This is a genomic window from Paenibacillus sp. BIHB 4019 (assembly GCF_002741035.1).
Taxonomy (GTDB): domain Bacteria; phylum Bacillota; class Bacilli; order Paenibacillales; family Paenibacillaceae; genus Pristimantibacillus.
Map to the genome: position 1 here is coordinate 3,545,393 of NZ_CP016808.1, position 16,954 is coordinate 3,562,346.

21 protein-coding genes are annotated in these 16,954 nt (G+C 48.1%); 15 read left to right on the forward strand and 6 right to left on the reverse strand.

All coding sequences use genetic code 11. From position 1 onward, the window contains the following. Nucleotides 1–317: 317 nt before the first annotated feature. The 3 genes from BBD42_RS15135 to BBD42_RS15145 are packed head-to-tail and all read left to right on the forward strand — an operon-like array spanning nucleotide 318 to nucleotide 2,487. A complete protein-coding gene (locus tag BBD42_RS15135) occupies nucleotides 318–797 on the forward strand; it encodes a GreA/GreB family elongation factor (protein WP_099518825.1) in 480 nt (159 codons plus the stop codon). Then, the gene (locus tag BBD42_RS15140; RefSeq protein ID WP_099518826.1) at nucleotides 787–1,281 is read left to right on the forward strand and encodes a cation:proton antiporter regulatory subunit; all 495 of its coding nucleotides are present in this window, start codon (nucleotides 787–789) and stop codon (nucleotides 1,279–1,281) included. The genes BBD42_RS15135 and BBD42_RS15140 overlap by 11 nt, the downstream gene beginning before the upstream one ends. A 3-nt stretch (nucleotides 1,282–1,284) precedes the next feature. Then, entirely contained in the window at nucleotides 1,285–2,487 is a 1,203-nt protein-coding gene (locus BBD42_RS15145; RefSeq protein WP_099518827.1) for a cation:proton antiporter, read from the forward strand. Nucleotides 2,488–2,617: 130 nt separating this feature from the next. Here BBD42_RS15145 and BBD42_RS15150 read toward each other — a convergent pair whose 3' ends face one another. From BBD42_RS15150 to BBD42_RS15175, 6 genes are all read right to left on the reverse strand, one after another. Next, a complete protein-coding gene (locus tag BBD42_RS15150) occupies nucleotides 2,618–3,286 on the reverse strand; it encodes a PspA/IM30 family protein (RefSeq protein ID WP_099518828.1) in 669 nt (222 codons plus the stop codon). Between the two features lie 27 nt (nucleotides 3,287–3,313). After that, nucleotides 3,314–3,529, reverse strand: a complete 216-nt coding sequence (locus BBD42_RS15155; RefSeq protein WP_099518829.1) for a PspC domain-containing protein — start codon at nucleotides 3,527–3,529, stop codon at nucleotides 3,314–3,316. Nucleotides 3,530–3,732: 203 nt separating this feature from the next. Beyond that, nucleotides 3,733–4,719, reverse strand: coding sequence for a FecCD family ABC transporter permease (locus tag BBD42_RS15160; protein ID WP_099518830.1), 987 nt, complete (start codon nucleotides 4,717–4,719; stop codon nucleotides 3,733–3,735). Continuing rightward, on the reverse strand, nucleotides 4,716–5,723 hold the full coding sequence (locus BBD42_RS15165) for a FecCD family ABC transporter permease (protein WP_099518831.1): 1,008 nt from the start codon (nucleotides 5,721–5,723) through the stop codon (nucleotides 4,716–4,718). Before BBD42_RS15165 ends, BBD42_RS15160 begins: the two co-directional genes overlap by 4 nt. 42 nt (nucleotides 5,724–5,765) lie before the next feature. Beyond that, the gene (locus tag BBD42_RS15170; RefSeq protein WP_237163483.1) at nucleotides 5,766–6,749 is read right to left on the reverse strand and encodes an ABC transporter substrate-binding protein; all 984 of its coding nucleotides are present in this window, start codon (nucleotides 6,747–6,749) and stop codon (nucleotides 5,766–5,768) included. 62 nt (nucleotides 6,750–6,811) lie between these two features. Beyond that, nucleotides 6,812–7,273: a MarR family winged helix-turn-helix transcriptional regulator gene (locus BBD42_RS15175; RefSeq protein WP_237163484.1), complete on the reverse strand. Its 462-nt coding sequence runs from the start codon at nucleotides 7,271–7,273 to the stop codon at nucleotides 6,812–6,814. Nucleotides 7,274–7,467: 194 nt separating this feature from the next. Here BBD42_RS15175 and BBD42_RS15180 point away from each other — a divergent pair, with 194 nt between their 5' ends. From BBD42_RS15180 to BBD42_RS15225, 12 genes are all read left to right on the forward strand, one after another. Further along, entirely contained in the window at nucleotides 7,468–8,721 is a 1,254-nt protein-coding gene (locus BBD42_RS15180; RefSeq protein ID WP_099518833.1) for an outer membrane lipoprotein-sorting protein, read from the forward strand. Between the two features lie 144 nt (nucleotides 8,722–8,865). Continuing rightward, complete coding sequence (gene alr, locus BBD42_RS15185) at nucleotides 8,866–10,059, forward strand: alanine racemase (protein WP_099518834.1); 1,194 nt, start codon at nucleotides 8,866–8,868, stop codon at nucleotides 10,057–10,059. A 231-nt stretch (nucleotides 10,060–10,290) separates the two neighbouring features. Next, a complete protein-coding gene (locus BBD42_RS15190) occupies nucleotides 10,291–10,572 on the forward strand; it encodes a CopG family ribbon-helix-helix protein (protein WP_046233825.1) in 282 nt (93 codons plus the stop codon). Nucleotides 10,573–10,575: 3 nt separating this feature from the next. Further along, the gene (locus tag BBD42_RS15195; protein WP_046233824.1) at nucleotides 10,576–10,926 is read left to right on the forward strand and encodes a type II toxin-antitoxin system PemK/MazF family toxin; all 351 of its coding nucleotides are present in this window, start codon (nucleotides 10,576–10,578) and stop codon (nucleotides 10,924–10,926) included. Between the two features lie 353 nt (nucleotides 10,927–11,279). Then, complete coding sequence (locus BBD42_RS15200) at nucleotides 11,280–12,005, forward strand: CpaB family protein (RefSeq protein ID WP_099518835.1); 726 nt, start codon at nucleotides 11,280–11,282, stop codon at nucleotides 12,003–12,005. After that, on the forward strand, nucleotides 12,005–12,850 hold the full coding sequence (locus BBD42_RS15205; RefSeq protein ID WP_099518836.1) for a CpaE/TadZ family protein: 846 nt from the start codon (nucleotides 12,005–12,007) through the stop codon (nucleotides 12,848–12,850). Before BBD42_RS15200 ends, BBD42_RS15205 begins: the two co-directional genes overlap by 1 nt. Beyond that, nucleotides 12,847–14,226 (forward strand): ATPase, T2SS/T4P/T4SS family, encoded by a 1,380-nt coding sequence (locus tag BBD42_RS15210; RefSeq protein WP_099518837.1) that lies wholly within the window; start codon nucleotides 12,847–12,849, stop codon nucleotides 14,224–14,226. Before BBD42_RS15205 ends, BBD42_RS15210 begins: the two co-directional genes overlap by 4 nt. Beyond that, nucleotides 14,219–15,154: a type II secretion system F family protein gene (locus BBD42_RS15215; protein ID WP_237163485.1), complete on the forward strand. Its 936-nt coding sequence runs from the start codon at nucleotides 14,219–14,221 to the stop codon at nucleotides 15,152–15,154. Before BBD42_RS15210 ends, BBD42_RS15215 begins: the two co-directional genes overlap by 8 nt. Before the next feature lie 48 nt (nucleotides 15,155–15,202). Further along, the gene (locus BBD42_RS15220) at nucleotides 15,203–16,093 is read left to right on the forward strand and encodes a hypothetical protein (RefSeq protein WP_099518838.1); all 891 of its coding nucleotides are present in this window, start codon (nucleotides 15,203–15,205) and stop codon (nucleotides 16,091–16,093) included. A gap of 41 nt (nucleotides 16,094–16,134) precedes the next feature. Continuing rightward, entirely contained in the window at nucleotides 16,135–16,284 is a 150-nt protein-coding gene (locus tag BBD42_RS31795) for a hypothetical protein (RefSeq protein WP_172455506.1), read from the forward strand. Between the two features lie 41 nt (nucleotides 16,285–16,325). Beyond that, a complete protein-coding gene (locus tag BBD42_RS31800) occupies nucleotides 16,326–16,472 on the forward strand; it encodes a hypothetical protein (RefSeq protein WP_155973668.1) in 147 nt (48 codons plus the stop codon). Further along, nucleotides 16,469–16,894 (forward strand): hypothetical protein, encoded by a 426-nt coding sequence (locus BBD42_RS15225; protein WP_099518839.1) that lies wholly within the window; start codon nucleotides 16,469–16,471, stop codon nucleotides 16,892–16,894. The genes BBD42_RS31800 and BBD42_RS15225 overlap by 4 nt, the downstream gene beginning before the upstream one ends. Nucleotides 16,895–16,954 lie beyond the last annotated feature (60 nt).

Genomic DNA, 16,954 nt, shown 5'->3' on the forward strand with positions numbered 1-16,954 from the left:
CATTTATATTTTTCAACAGCTTAGCGCTAGCGTTCACTTTTCTGCTTGCTAATCATTTAATGAGAATTGTTATCAATTGTAGTTTATACGAAATCAATAGTCTATACAACCTCTTTCCCGTTTTACATCAGCATAGCTTCCATAGCTTCTCCTGTTAGATTTAAATAATAGCTGGACATATATTATTTGTTTGGTAAGCTTGTTATAAGGCCTCTGACGCAGAGGCCTTATATTATTTTAGGAGGAGAACAGCATGGAAAAAGCGGTTTATTGTTTATGCAAAATCAGTAATGTACGCATAGGGAGTGAGGTCTACTATGAACCATAGTATCGGTTTGTCCTATGCCCAAGAACAGCTTGTGTCGCAGCTTGCCGTGTTAGGTGTCGAGAGGAAACGCTTCCTCGACGCCTATTTTGTTATGCCGGGGAAAGAGCGTATGGAGATGGAACAATTTCTATTTTTGTATACGGAGGCCGTGCAAGAGCTGCTCTCGGAAACGGACGTGCTAATGGAAGAAAAGCTTCAATCCCTAGTGCTTATTGGCAGCCATATTACGATTGAATATCCTGAATATGAAGCGTTGGATTCCTTTACCATCGTGCTGCCTGAGCAGGCCAATCCAGACGAAAATCTCATTTCCTTCCTGTCGCCTGTTGGCAGGCAATTGCTTTTGGCCCGTCTAGGCGAGTCGATCACTGTAGCGACACCATCGGGCCCTATGCGTGTCATTCTCGCTTCAATCAAGTACACTGCTAACCAATTTTCCAGGGAAGGAGGAGCTGTAAATGGATCTTAGAGAATCTGAATTGCCCGGTATTGGCCGAAAATACAGCCTGCGAACCCGCAGCGGGGAGCAGCTGGTTATCGTCGTTCATAACGATGAACGAAGGGATATTTTTCATATGGACGCTGATGAGCCTGATGAGATGCGGTCAATGGTCACACTTGATGACGAGGAAGCCAGAGTCGTATCGGCTATCCTTGCGGGCATTACCTATAAACCTAAATTTCTGGAAAACCAGGAAATAGCGTTAGATAGTTTAGTTATCGAATGGATTCGGCTGGAGCCTTTATCTAAATGCGTTGGCAAGCGGATTGGGGAGCTGGATATTCGCAAAACGACGGGTGCGACCATTTTGGCCGTAGTAGAGAAGGATAAGACGAAGCATATTAATCCTGGAGCGGAATACGTGTTTACGCCAGGCGTAACATTAGTCGTGGCAGGTGAACGCATTCAACTGAACCAATTAAAAAAACTTTTGCTGAATGGGGCACTTTAGCCCATGGAGACGCTCATATTTGAAGTCGGGATGGCACTGGCGCTCATTACGCTGACAGGCTTGCTTTCAGCGAAGCTTCGCTTCTCGGTTATTCCGTTTTATATTTTGATCGGGATGGCTGTAGGACCGCATGCGCCGCATTTTTGGATTATTGATTTGCGGTTTATTGAGAGCTCCTCCTTTATCGAATTTATGGGACGTTTAGGCATTTTATTTTTGCTGTTTTATTTAGGGCTGGAGTTTTCGGTAGCGCGGCTGTTGAAATCAGGTAAAGCGATAATCGTAGGCGGCTCCTTCTATGTCGCACTGAATTTTATATCAGGGCTGCTGCTTGGCTGGATTACGGACTTGCCCATCAAAGAAACGCTAGTCGTTTGCGGCATTATGACCAGTTCCTCCACTGCTATTGTGGCAAAGGTGCTGGTCGACTTAAAGAGAACCGCGAACCCGGAAACAGAAATCATTATGGGTATGATCATGTTTGACGATTTGTTTATTGCGGTACACATATCGATTTTAACGGGGCTCATCTTGAGCGGCGCATCTTCTTTTTGGAGCGTTTTGCTAATTTCTTTGACTGCGCTTGCCTTTATCGTTGTATTTTTATTTGTGGGCAGGAAAATTATTAAATATATTGATTTTGCGCTTAATATTAAATCGTCAGAGCTGTTTCTGCTGATGATTATGACGCTGCTGTTTCTGGTAGCGGGCTTCTCGGAAACGCTGCATGTAGCAGAAGCGATTGGAGCATTGATGATCGGACTTGTACTTGGCGAATCCAGGCATGTGAAGCGGATCGAGCAGCAGGTGTTACCCTTCCGCGATTTTTTCGGGGCGCTGTTTTTCTTTAGCTTCGGATTAACGATCGAACCAGCATCCTTGGGCGGCGCGGTAGGGATGACGCTGATCGCGGTGCTATTGACGCTGGTTGGCAATTTGGGAGCAGGCATGCTGGCGGGCCGTATTTCAGGCATTTCGCCAAAGGCATCGCTTAATGTAGGCTTTACGCTCGTTTCCCGAGGCGAGTTTTCCATCATTATGGCGAACATCGGCAAAGCGGGCGGTTTAATGGCCTCCATTCAATCCTTTGCGGTGCTGTACGTCTTAATTCTTGCTGTGCTCGGCCCTTTGCTTACGAAGGAGTCCAAGTGGATCTATCAAAGCTATGAGCAGTTGCGGAAGAGACTGAGGCGCTCAAGAGGATAACGGCGGTGTGCGAAAAAAGAACAGGAGATACTCAGAAAGCAGATTGCTGCTAAATGAGTGGCTCCTGTTCTTTTATTTCATCCTCGAAATGGCAGCTTTGCCGCCAGAGGACGGCGACAGCCGTTTACGCTTAGCTGACGGATTTCTTCTGCAATAACCGCTGCAGCTCTTCCTCTACTCTTGCGCTTTGCTGCGCATTTTGCTCAGCAGTTCCTGTTGGGGCACCATCCATGCTATATGAAGCTTTGGACAATTCCTGCTGTGCTTCCCGTTCCATCAGCTTCTGTTCAATACGGTCAAAACCTCTGGAAGCGAAGCTTCCGTGCAAGGAATCTGCTGATGAATAGCCAGCGGCTCCGTCTGTTTTTTTCATGCGCAGCACGAGCTCCTTGCGTTTTTCATGCAGCCGAACTTTCTCTTCCTTCAGCGACTCCAGACGCAGACCGAGCTCAAACGCGCTCTGTTTGGCCAACTGAAGCAGCTTTGTAGTTTCTTCTTTCTGATCGGCATAAGCCAGTTTTGCTTCAAGTGCAGCACGGGCTTCTTCCTCGCGTTCACCTGCGACCGCTTGCTCTGCTTTGCTTTCATAGTAGTCGGCTTGTTGCTGCAGCTCCGAAAGCTTTGCCAGAAAAGCACGCTCTTGCGCCTGCTGATGCAAGCTCTCTCGTTCAGTGTTTGCAATGTCCTCGTCCAGATCCCGTAAATACTGGTTAAGCATCGTCACCGGGTTTTCCATTTTATCTAACATTTCATTGGCCGCTGCCTTCGTCATACTAAATACACGTTGTAAAATTCCCATTCTATCATCTCTCCTCAAAATTAATTTTTAGTAGTTATCAGAAAATCCGAAATTGCCATGTGGAGCCTTTGGAACAACTAACGTCGCAATGAAGTAGGCAAGGATGACTGCACCGCAGCTGAAAAGGGAGGCAAAAATAACAAGCAATCTTATAATAGTAGGATCAATGCCGAGCCAGTTTCCAATTCCTCCGCAGAGACCGGTTAGCTTGCTATCCGTCGTTGATCGAAATAATTTTTTCATAACGTTCATCCTTTCCCGTGTTCGTCTATGTCCTTATTGTAATGCGCTACGCGAGATTGCGTAACGGACCGCAGTCCGTTCAGCATACTAGCCTTTAGGCGGGCATCAACGCGACAAATGGCGGGGGAAGAAAAACTATAGCTCGGTAATTAGAGAAGGAATGAATAAAAAAGAAGCCCAGGGCTGCGTAATATCCCTGGGCTTCACTTTCTCTTCTGCTCGAAACGAAGCAAATAGATAAAATAAGGAACTCCAATAATTGCGGTTAGAATGCCGACTGGTATTTCGATCGGGGGCGCTAAGCCTCTGCCTATGCTATCTGCGATAACTAGAAGAAGTCCACCGCAAAGAGCAGCGACGGGAAGCGAATATTTATGCTTCGGTCCAACTATCCTTTTAGCCATATGAGGCGCAATCAAACCTACAAATCCGACGGATCCGACAGTTGCTACACAAAGACCAGCCAATGCTACGGCAATGCTCAGAAGAATATAACGTGCACGATTGCTTTTCACCCCTAGGCCGGTCGCAATATCATCTCCGAAATGCAGCACATCCAGCTTCAAAGACATCCCTATGACGATAGGAATGAGCAGAATAAACCATGGCAGTAATCCATACAACTGGTCCCATCCTCTCCCCCATAAGCTGCCAGCCAGCCATAACAGCATGACATTAGCGTTCACTGGAAACTTTATTAGAATAAACTCTGTTGCAGCCTGGCAAATCGCTCCAAGCGCTATGCCTACTAGAGCTAAGGTCGACGATTTTGCGCCGCTTTTATGGGTAAAGACCATCAGTACAACAGCTACTAAAGCAGCACCAACAAATGCAGAAACCGGAAGGATGAAGATAGGCGAATTCGGTAAAAAAACGATAACACTAACCGCAGCGAGGCCTGCTCCCTTGGTAATGCCAATAACATCCGGGGAAGCAAGCGGATTACGGAGAATACTTTGCAGGATCACTCCTGATACAGCTAGTCCTGCACCAGCCAATAGAGCAAGAATGACGCGAGGAATCCGGAAATGGTTAACAATATAAGCATATTCGCTATTTGAACCCCGAAGAATAGAGATCGTTTCTCCAGGTGATACATACTGGCTTCCAATTCCGACTGCACAAAATGCGATAATACCTGTGACTGCCAGCAAGACTACAATGAGAATAGAAGGGCGCACTCGCCTCATCTCTTTATCCCTCTTTCTTTTCGTGCTAAGTATAAAAAGAAGGGCCCGCCTATTAAAGCTGTTACAATTCCGACGGGAGTTTCAAACGGGTAGGCGAGAAGCCGCGCGAGCGCATCCGCATAGGTTAGAACGACCGCCCCGAACAGGGCGGATAGCGGCAAAATAACCCGATAATCCTGTCCAACCATTTTTCGCACGATATGCGGCACCATTAAGCCAATAAAACCAATCGGCCCAGTTACGGACACAGCCGATCCAGCTAAAATAATAACGATCGCACTAGCAGCCAGACGGATCAACGCAACTCGCTGTCCCAGACTTTTCGATGTTTCATCACCCAACCCTAGAATAGAAATAGAGCCAGATAATAGGATCGCAGTTGTAAGCCCGATAATCGACCAAGGCAATAACTGCTGAACAGCGTTCCAATTCGAGTTATTTAATGAGCCTGCTAACCAGAACAAAACGTCGGTTGCATTTTCGTCGAATAAAATGAGTCCTTGGGTCAAAGAAGATAATAAAAAGTGAATCGACATGCCTGCTAACGCAAGCTTAACGGGGGTCAAGCCCCCGGCAGAAGCACAGAAATAAATAATGGCCCCGCCGAAAGCTGCCCCTGCAAACGCAAAATAGACCAGATGAATCGAAGTCGCACTCGAAACAAGCACAACCGAAGCAACAACGGCTAGCGATGCGCCTGCATTAATACCAAATACTTGCGGGGAGGCTAACGGATTTCTGGTCAAGGCTTGCATAATTGCGCCTGCCACTGCTAAACCAGCCCCGACAAGTCCACCGACAAGCGCTCTTGGCAGGCGAAGGGTCTGAATAATAAGCTGTTCTTTGCTTCCTGTCCATACAAACAACGATTTAATCGAAGAGCCCGCACTAATATCCGTCACGCCAATGACAATGCTGGTGAATAATCCAATAATAAGAAGCAGAGAGCCTATCGAATAGACAGCAAGCACGTTTGCTTTCTTTCTTGAAGGTAACGTAACCACTAGCTTTAACACATCCTAGCGAGTATTGGAATGTAGGGAGTGCTATTTGACATACAGCAATCGAATGGCATCGGATGCAATCGTCTCGGCAGCCTTCAGCCCGCGATATCTTGTCCACACATAGCGGTCAATCTCATCGAATATTTGATCATTTTTCACAGCACTTACCGATTGCCAAAGCGGATTAGAAGACCATTCCTTCAAAATTTTATCGTCCACAATTGTCACGTAGAGCACATCCGGGTTCAATTTCACAAATTGCTCCAAGCTGATATTTTCTCGTGCTGTCTCGCTTTGCATGGCATTTTTGATTCCAAGGATTTGATGAAGCTCTCCATAAAAAGATTCAGATCCGTGCACAAACACGCCGTCCTCACGGAAAGTAGCAAGCAGGACCTTTCTATTCTCGTCAGCCGGTACTTGTTTTTTTAAATCTTCAATAACAGCATGATGTTCCGCCAACAGCTTTTCAGCCTCGTCGCCTTTACCTGCGGCTTCACCGATTTGGCTGAAGGAATTCAATATTTCCTGATAGCTCGCATTCAAGCTTTTGAGAACAATCGTTGGGGCAATGCCCTCCAATTCTTTATAAATCGTCTTATGGCGGGAAAGATCGGCAATAATAAGGTCAGGCTGAAGCATGCTGATCGCCTCCAGATTTGGCTGGCTGCGTGTTCCTACCGAGGTATATTCAAGTTCCTTGCCTGCAATGTTAACTACATCTTTATTTGAACCGTCATCGGTAATACCGACCGGGGTTACATTCAACGTTAATAAAGCATCAAGGAAGGAAAGCTCAAGAACGACAATTTTCTTTGGAACCTGCTTTAATGCAGTTTCTCCCATCTCATGCTTAATGACATACCCTTGTTCCTCTGCTGCCGTCTTAGCTTCGCTTGTATTCGCAGTTTTAGCAATGCTGTTTCCAGAGCTGGAGCCGCAACCGGCAATAACGGTTATTACGGCCATTATAAGAAGGGTGACAAAGGCTAGTTTGGTTGTCTTAAACTGTGTATTAATCTGCATGTAGTTGTATCTCCCTTATTAACAATAATTATCATTATCATTGACTTAGTAAAAAAAAGGCCTCATATTGAGTCCCAATATTGCAGTCCAGGCCTGTCTTTTGCGAAACCCTTCATAATATGGCTCCATAGCTCTTTTGCCTGCGGGTCGAATTGGCCGAACACCGTATCGAACTGGGCTTGTTGTGCTGCCATTAATTCGTCGAACAATTGCTGACCATTCTCGGTTAAAAACAATCGTTTGCTTCGTTTGTCCTTCTCATCGGGCATATCAACAACGTAATTCCGCTGTTTCAGCTCACGCAATGGATGATGAAGAGCTTGCTTCGATACTTCAAGCGCGTGGAACAGTTCATTTACATTTAAGCCGGGCATGCTGCCTATAAAAAACAGAATACGATGATGTCCACGATTAATCTGATACGCTTCAACGATTTCTTCCGGAATCTCGATAATACTTCTGTAGGCAAAGTAAAACAACGCGATTTGCTTGCTCAAATCCGTTCCATAATTGTTAACTGTCAAATTCATGTTCCCCCTTTCAATTGCTTATTTTATGTCACCTTAAAAAATAAGTCAATTATGTTGACTTATTTTTTTGCGAAAAATGATCTAATGAATAAAAATAGAGCCAAGCCATTGCCAGTCCGCATAAATGTCCAAGTTCCCTCATACACATGAATCAGATGGCAAAACATTGTGAAGAGGGGTTGATTTTAATGCGTCGCATGACATGGGCCGCGGCAATGATATTATGTTTTTCACTCGTATTGGCTGCCTGCGGGACGAAGGATGCCGAGTCCGTGGTGAAGGATCTGGACAAGGTAGTAAATGGGCTTGAGAGCTATCAAGGAAGCGGGACAATGACACTGCATACGGGCCAACAGCCGCTTACCTACAAGGTTGAAGTTTCTTACCAGAAGCCGCAATATTACCGCATCAAGCTGACTAATGAAGAAAAAGACATTACTCAAATTGTACTGCGCAATGACGATGGCGTTTTCGTCCTCACGCCACGCCTCAATAAAGTATTCCGTTTCCAAAGCGATTGGCCGCAAAATCAAGGCCAGGTTTATTTGTACCAGACGCTCGTGCAGAGCATTTTGCTGGATAACTCGCGCCAATTTGCTTCTGAGGAAAGTGCCTACGTCTTCGACGTTATGGCTAATTACAATAATGGATCATTGGCGCGGCAAAAGATTTGGCTCGACAAGTCAAGCTATAAGCCAGTCCATGTTGAGGTCAGCGATGCCAATGCTGCGCTAATGGTCGAGGTGCAGTTCAATACGTTTGAATTTGGCTCCAAATTTGATAAAAGCGTATTCGAAACAGAGGCTAATATGAAGTCGACCCCATCGAGCAGCGGCACAGGCGAGCAAGCAACTTCGGCAATGCCGGAGGACAATGCCAATAACAATGGCACGGACAATAATCAGGCATCTGGCCCAGACAATAATGCAGGCGGGCAGAGCGAAGTGGACAGCAGCACAGGCATCTCTGGCAATGCCAATACGGATGGCAATTCGGAGCAAAACAACGGCACCGATCAAAATGCGAGTACAAATCAAAATACAGACGGCAGCTCAAATGCAAATGAAGAGGCTAATGAGACAAGCGCGCTGCCGGATGATGGCGTGTTCCTGACAATGGCTCCGACGTATTTGCCGGATGGTGTCGTTTGGAAAGACAGCAGTGATGTGGAGTTCGCTGGAAATCCTGGCCAACTGACTCGTTACACAGGCGTTTACGACTTCTCGCTCATTCAGACACAGCCTCACGATCAAGCAGCCTCGCTAGTCCCAGGCACCTTGGTGGATCTTGGCTTTACGTGGGGAGAGCTCACCTCGGGAACCGAGCAGCAAACGCTCAGCTGGACTTATGAAGGCGATCAGTTCAGGCTGACAAGCGCCACGCTGCCAGAAACCGAAATGATCAAAATTGCCCAATCCGTGCAATCGGGCGTCGATAAATAGGAAGAACCCTGAATTTCCAAGACGTGCTAATCAAATCCGGCAGTCATTTCATTGACAGTCCTCACGGCAACGTATAACATTAATACTATTGATGTTTACTGGCCTTCATGTATGGGGCTGCCGGATAAGGAGAAGGTGAACGACTTGGAGGGGTATTATCGCCCAACACGGGTAGAAATTTCTTTGGATGCGCTGCGCCGCAATTTGAGCGTGTTTCGAGCGCATATGGGCGAGGGCGTACGCCTGATGGCTTCTGTGAAAGCCAATGCTTATGGCCATGGAGCGGTGGAAATTGCACGGGAAGCTGCGAGCAGCGGAGTAGATTATTTAGGGGTCGCTTTTCTGGATGAAGCATTGGAGCTGAGACGGGCAGGCATTTCCATCCCTATATTGGTGCTTGGCTATGTTGCAGCAGATGCGCTGTGGCTGGCAAGAAAACATGATATTACGATAGCCTTGTTTCGCGAGGATGTATTAGAGGCAGCGTCCAAGCTGCCAGCTCCGGATGAGGATCATTTTAATAATAAGCTAAAGGTTCATATTAAAGTAGATTCCGGCATGGGACGGCTTGGGCTCATTGGAGCGGATGCGGCTATCCCTTTTATTGAAAAGGCGCTTTCCGTTCCCCAGCTCGAGGTCGAAGGGTTGTTTACCCACTACGCCCGTGCGGATGAGCATGACAAAAGCTATACGATTTTGCAGCATGAGCGTTTTCAGGAAGTCGTTCGTTATGTGTTGCAGCAGAAGCTGCCGATTCCGATCATTCATGCGGCCAACAGCGCTGCAGGCATGGATACGCCGGAGCTTGCAGGCAATATGCTGCGGCTAGGCATTAGTATGTATGGCCTTTACCCTTCGGATGAGGTGCGTCATGATGAGCTGCAGCTGGAGCCTGTATTGTCGCTTAAGACAGAAATCGTCATGGTGAAAAATGCACCTTCTGGCTGGGGCATCAGCTACGGCACTCGTTATGTGACGCAGGGCGAGGAGCGGATTGGCACGCTCCCGATTGGCTATGCCGATGGTTTTAGCCGGATGCTGACAGGCAAAGCGCAAGCGCTCGTTCGTGGCGTAAAGGTCCCTGTCCGCGGGACGATCTGTATGGATCAGTGCATGATTGCGCTTGATGCGGCGGCGACGGAAGCTGGAGAAGCCGTAGAGCAAGGCGAAGAGGTTGTACTCATTGGCGAGCAGGGCAATGCGCGGATTTCTGCAGAAGAGGTTGCGAAGCAGCTCGATACGATTAATTATGAGGTTACCTGCATGCTGGCCGCTCGTGTACCGCGTGTCTATTTTAAGGATGGAAAGGCGCTATCCGTCGTAAATCCTTTAATTTGACAGCATGAGCGTTCGGGAAAAATTTCAAATGCCATTTTTACGCAAAAAAAGAGGGATTTCACCATTTGTCTCGAATTAATGCTAGGTCGGGTTTAAAGACGCTAAAGTACGTCATGTTCGTACAGCATATTTGATATATCGCTGACATAGATATGTTGAAGTATAGAGGGGCCTTATTATTGCAATAATGTGTATTAAAGGTTGTGGAAAAGTTTTGGAGGTGCTTGTTCGGTGGCCAATGTGCAGAACACCAAGAGGATCATGATTAGCTTGCCGGATCATTTACTGGAGGAGGTTGACGGTATCGTAGCTAAGGAGAACTCTAACCGCAGTGAATTTATTAGGCAGGCTATGAAGCTGTACCTTGTGGAAAGAAAGAAACGGCAAATCCGCGAGTCCATGCAGCGTGGGTATCTGGAGATGGCGAAAATCAACTTGAACATGGCCTCGGAAGCTTTTCAAGCGGAGGTAGAGGCTGATCACACGCTCGGCCGTCTTGTAAGCGGGGTGTAGAGCTTGATCGTAAAACGTGGAGACGTGTTCTTTGCTGATCTGTCACCTGTCGTCGGATCGGAGCAGGGAGGAGTGCGGCCTGTTCTTGTCATTCAGAATGATATCGGCAACCGGTTTAGTCCGACCGTCATTGTGGCGGCCATTACCGCGCAGATTCAGAAGGCGAAGCTCCCTACACATGTAGAAATGAACGCGGCTGCACATGGCTTTGACCGGGATTCCGTCGTTCTGCTTGAGCAGATTCGAACGATCGACAAACAGCGGCTGACCGACAAAATTACGCATTTGGACGATGAAACGATGCGTAAGGTCGATGATGCGCTATTGATTAGTGTAGGCCTGATTGATTTTTAAAAATATAAGCATTTATAAGTTTCACACTTATAATGGGCTTATATTTCTCGGAATGAAACGTGCCGCGCCGCCAGAGGATGGCGACAGCCACGGGCTAAATCCTGTGTAAATGCGCTTTTTTATAGCATCCGTTGATGCTGTAGGGGAGCGCATTTGTGCATGAACGGCGTTTGAAAATTTATTATAAAAAAAGATGGACAAGAAATGTATCCTTTGCTATTATGTGGTTAATCAAGAAACAAACCAATAACATATGAGCAATATTTAGCGAAGAACGCTAGTAGTTAAGCCTTTTACAGGCTGCTGCTGCGTTCTTTTTTTGTTGTCTGCTAATGGCTCGGAAGGGGGAAGGAATGAATAGAAGAAGGAATATTTGGATCAGTGTGCTGGCTGCGCTGTTGTCGGGTGCGCTTGTATACGGCCTGTTCCAGATTCAGCAGCTGCAATTGCAGCGTCAAGAAATGGTTGCTGTCGTCGTGCCCAAGCGTTTTATTATGGCTGGCGCAACTTTGCTGGCAGAGGATCTCGCTTACCGGTATGTACCGAAAGCCGCTTACGACAATGGGATGCTGCTGGATGCTGCCACTGCTGCGGGAATGGAGACGATTGTACCGCTCGGCAAGCAGGAACCGATTCTCGGTTGGAAAATCGACCGCTTTCACCTGCTGCCGGGCAGCGGCGAGTCGACCTTCCAAATTCCGCGCGATTATGTACGCTCCATCTCTAACGGCATTCGCGCAGGGGATAAGGTGGTGCTGTATTTATCCGGTGAAGGAGAAAGTGCCGGGCGCCTGTTTGATCAGGCAATTACAGTAGCGTCGGTCAAATCCTCAGGCAATGTTGAAATTGATAATATGGACGATCCGAATCTGCTCTCCTTAGCGGACGGGGATAAGGAAAAGATGTACGCCTCCCGGCGTGAGGCCAATGGCATGATCGATTACATAAACCTCAATCTGACCGAGAGGCAGTGGCTTGCAGTTGATGGCTATTGCAAGGATGGAAGCCAAAAGCTTGTCATTGCTTTCAGTCCGGAATCGCTCAATGTTGTAGATGAAATGAAGGAGGAGCAGCCTTGATGGAGCAGCGAATACCGCTCATTGCCTTTGTGGGAACGACGCCTAATATTGGGACGACGACAGCGGCTTTTGCGGCTGCATACCGAATGGCCGAAGCCAGCGGCCTGCATGTCGGCTATTTATGCCTGCATCTTAAGAGCGCGAAGCTCCATCGCTACCTCGGCATCAAGGAGCCGCAAAGCACGCTCGACAAGCTGCGGCCTGAGCTGCAATCAGGCTCGCTGACACCGGGAAGATTGAAGAGTGCTATGCATGTGGTTGAAGGAAGAGAGAATTTGCGAGTGCTGTTCGGCAATGTTGTGCGTGATCAGGCCGAATTTTTTACGCCTGAAGAGGCCGAGCATTTGATCCATATTGCAGGGCAAACCTTTGAGGTGCTTTTTATGGATGTCAGCGCTTATTGGGATAATGCAGCTACCGTTTGTGCATTGCGGCTGGCGAGTACGCGAATTGTAGTCACGACCGGTGCGCTTTCCCATTTTCAGGAGGATGGAAGACGCTGGATCACACAAATTTCTCCGTTATTCGGCCTGACAGCTGATCAATACAATACCGTTATTATAGAGCCCCCATGGGGCAGAGGAGGCTATCGAATGAAAGATATTTGCAAGGAAATGGGTACGGTGAAGCTAGGTGAAATGCAAATGACGAAGGATACATTTATCCATATGGACAGCGGCAAGCTTGGTCAATGGCTGGGGGAAGATCAGTTGGGCAGGACTGCAATGAAAAAACCATCGCAGCAGTTAATGCAGCGATATGGCATTCGGACTATAGCTCCTGCTTTTAAGCTGCAGCCTTGGTATCGCAAGCTGCTCTCGCATCGCAATGAGGCCCGCTCTTGAAGGCGGGGGACAGCCGGTTTTCTCCTTTTGATTATTCAGCCCAGTTGAGAGTGGGGGCGACTGGAAGCAAGGAAGGAGAGGGCGAAGACGCGCACCTGCCAGATTCGTCACATGAAGCGGATTTTGACAGGCTCGCTGATGAGATGAAAGCTTTTTTGGCAGCGCCGCGTGGGCTGAATGATGAGGAGCGAAGGCAGTATAATGAGACGCTGAATCGTGCTGTTCTTGGGTTTATGCCAGAGCGGGAACAGATTTATGCAGTTATTAATGATCGGCTGCGGCGACTGCGCATTCATAATCAAGATGGTGATCATCATCCCTATCAAACGCTTGCTGAGGCCTTGTTCGCTGAGGTTATTGGGCTGAATGTGCTTGAACTCATTTTGCAGCATAAGGATGGGCTGGAGGAGGTGCAGGTCGTAGGCACGCAAATTTATGAGGTTCGCAGTGGCGAGGCTGTTATGTCGAAGCATCAATTTGCAAGCGTTCGCGATGTTGAGCGTATTCAGAGCAACTTGGTGCTGTATAACAATGATCGGTTTACCCCGCGAAAGCGCTGGGCGGAGGTCATGCTGAGCGACGGCTCGCGCGTCACGATGACGGGATTCGGTTTCACCTCGAAGCCGACGCTGACAATTCGCTTTTTTACAGTTAAAAGCTTTGGCCTGCCTGTACTTTGCGAGCCGGAATACGCAACGATAAGTCATGCGATGCTTGCCATGCTGCAAGCTGTGCTGCATGCGAGATTCAATCTTATTATTATTGGGCCGACGAATTCCGGCAAAACCCATTTCATGAAGGCGCTAATTGCAAGCCTGCCTGATGAGGAGCGGATCATTACCATTGAAGGGCGCTTCGAAATGATGCTCGGAAGAGACTTTCCAGCGAAAAATATCGTCGAATATGAAGCCGACGAGGACGACCCCCAGCACCAGGCCAGCCGGGCGTTTAAATTGGCCCTTAGGCAATCTCCTCAGCGCATCGTGCATGCGGAGATTCGGGACAGCGATGCGAACATTTATGTGAGAGCCTGCACGAGAGGACATTCCGGCAGCATGACAACCGTGCATGCGAATGCGCTGGAGGATGTGCCGGAGACGATCACCGATATGTGCATGCTGGATGGGCGCGGCATGAATCCGGAACGACTGACCAAACGGATAGCCGAATATGTGGTGGAGATTGGAATTGAAATGCGCAACATTAGAGGGCGGCGCGTCGTATCGCGCCTTGCTGAAATAGGCTGGGCGGACAACGAGGTGAAAGTGCGGGATTGGGCCGTTTATGATGAAGCGCTGGAGCAGTGGCAATATCCGCAGAGGCCTTCGCAGCGAGCTATGAAGAAGCTGGCGAGGGGAGGTTTGTTTTTTGACTAGGCTGTATGTAATTGGAGGCGGTGTACTGCTATTTTTGTTCCTGTTTATTATGGTTGCTGTTTTGCTTATCTTGTGGATGGAGAGGCATGAGCGGTTAGCTAGACTAGCCTATCGGCAGCGAGGGCGCTTCCGCCACCTTCTGGAGCAGCGACTGCAGCGGATGGACAAGCTCTATCGTCCGCTTGCCGATTTATTAGAGGCGCTCCAGATCAAGCTGCAGCCATTGGCATTTTTATGCTTGTCGGGCCTGCTGCTGCTGATTGGGCTGGCCGCTGGCGGATTGTTTTTTCAGACGATAAAAGGCACCTTGTTGTTCGGGTTTGTACTGGGCTGCTTGCCATATACAGTGCTGCGAGCGCTGCTCGTCCAGCGTCAAATGCAGACACAGGTCGAATTTTTGCCCGCCATTGAGCTGTTTTATCAGTGTTATTTGGTGAACGGCGGGGTGCAGGTGAGGGCAGCGCTGCAGCGAACGGTTGATGAAAGGAGGCTGCTCGGCCCGATGAAAGCCGTTTTTGAGCAACTATATCGCAATTTGTCTGTCCGTGGTGATGATGAAGCGAGTTTGCGGATTTTTGTTGCATCGCTTGGGCATACGTGGGCGGATTACTTCGCTAATATTTTGCGCGTTGCTCTTGCCGAAGGCGTGCCGATGGCAGATGGCCTCAAAGATTTGCTGACGGATATGCGCAATGCGCGGCGGGCGAATGAACAGGAACGGAATCGGCTGCTGGAAATCCGCATTGCCAATTTTACGCCGGTGCTGTTTTTGGCTTTATTTATTGGCATCAATATGCATTATAACGAGCAGAATGCCTACTATTATTACGTTCTGGACGCGAAGGGCAGAGATATGCTTTTAAATGCGCTGCTGCTCATATTTGGCTCCTTTTTAATGGGACTATGGCTATCTCGAAAAAAAATGTAAGCTGCTGTGCATTACGTATATGCAGGCAGGAAAGGAGGCGAGGCTGCGATGCATCATTGGGTCGAAATCGGCGTGCGTACTGGAGCAATTGCGGCCCAGTTTGTATTCGGATTTATTGCAGTGGCCGCTATGCTCAGGCTGCTGCCGCAGAAGAAGCCGCGCTGGCTGCATCTCACCGGAATCAAATGGCGGTCAAGAAAAATACCGGATGGATGGCTTAGCAAGCTTAAGCTCTCAAGGGAACAACAATCCTATGTCGACCGGGAAATGCTGCTCGCCGGATGCGGAGTGGAAGTAGACCCCGGTTGGTACGTAGCTGCTCGCAAATTGCTGCTTATTGTATGGCTAATAAGCATTTCTATCTGTTTAACTGTAAGTGCGGGTCAGGGCCAGGACAGCATAATGGCCTATTTAACCGCATTGCTCGTTTTTTGCTGGATTTTGCTGCTTTGGGATTTGCCATGGCTGCGGCTGCTGCGCAAGCTTCGATCGGAACGCATGACTAAGGAAATTTATGTAATGAGCAATCAATTGCTTTATTTGGCTGATTCGTCGCTGCATATTCATACGAAGATGACCCGCTGCATCCCGTATACAAGAACGCTTCGCAGCGATTTGGAGCGATTGCTGGCGGAATGGTATCACGATGCCGAACAGGCATTGCGCCAATTCAAGCTCAGAATGGGAACGGATGACGGGATGAGCTTTGTAGAGACCATTGATTCGCTTCGCATCGATGACAGCGAGGAGTATTATATGCTTTTGCGTGACCGCATTCAGGAGTATAAGGAGAAGCTGGAGCTTGCCAAAGACAGCCGCAAGGAGACAGCGTCGTATTTGCTCTTTATGCTTGCGGGAGTTCCTATTTTATATACGTTTCAAGTTTTTATTTATCCATGGGTGATGGAGGGGCAGAAGCTGTTCGCATCATTGGGCTGAGGATTATAAATATCCAACTTGCAAAAGGAGGTGAATTCGCAATGCGCAATATTTTAATGACCGTTATGCTGTTAGTTGTCGTTATTTTGCTTTTCAACGGCATTATTGCTAAGGATACGACTGGCACCAGCAGCCAAATCCAATCGCAAGGAGACGCTACCAATGAAAAAATCAGCAAGCTGCTGCAGTAGGGTTTATGGCCAGCGTTAGCGGCAAGGAGAGGGGGAAGGCGATGAGGAGCCTGCTGGCAGCCATTTTGCTGCTTGTGACGATCGTTATGATTTACTCTGGAGCTGCAGAAGGGGATCAAGGAATGAAAAAACAGCTCGAACGCTCCGGTGATGCCACAAGCAGCTATATAAGGACGATGAGCCCATGAAGAGCATTTTAGTATTTGTGCTGTTCTCAACGATTTTATGCTGGCTGATGTTCTCGCCTATTTATAAACATGTGCTGATTGTGCGCCAGGCTGTACTGCAGCAGGAGGTTGATTATTTGCTGGAAATCGGGGCGAGCGGCAAGTATGGCTACATCAGTCCAGAGATGCTTGAACAGTCGCGGCAGCGGCTGGCGAAGTTCGGAATGAAGCCGGAAGCGCTGATTTTTGAAGTAGGGTCCGATAATGGCGAGCAGGCAACGAATTCGGCTATGCCCTTGCTGCGAGGAACAGGATTGATCGTTCTGCTTAGCTATCCTTATGAGGGGCTGTTTCAATTGGATCGCTTAATCGGCGTGGAGCCGCCTCATGAGAATGGCAGGCTTCGCGCTACAGGCATCAAAATGAGCGAATATGTACCTTGAAAGAAGACAATTGCAGCCCTATTTGGGCGCATGTAAAGCTGAATAACCAAATAAGTGAAC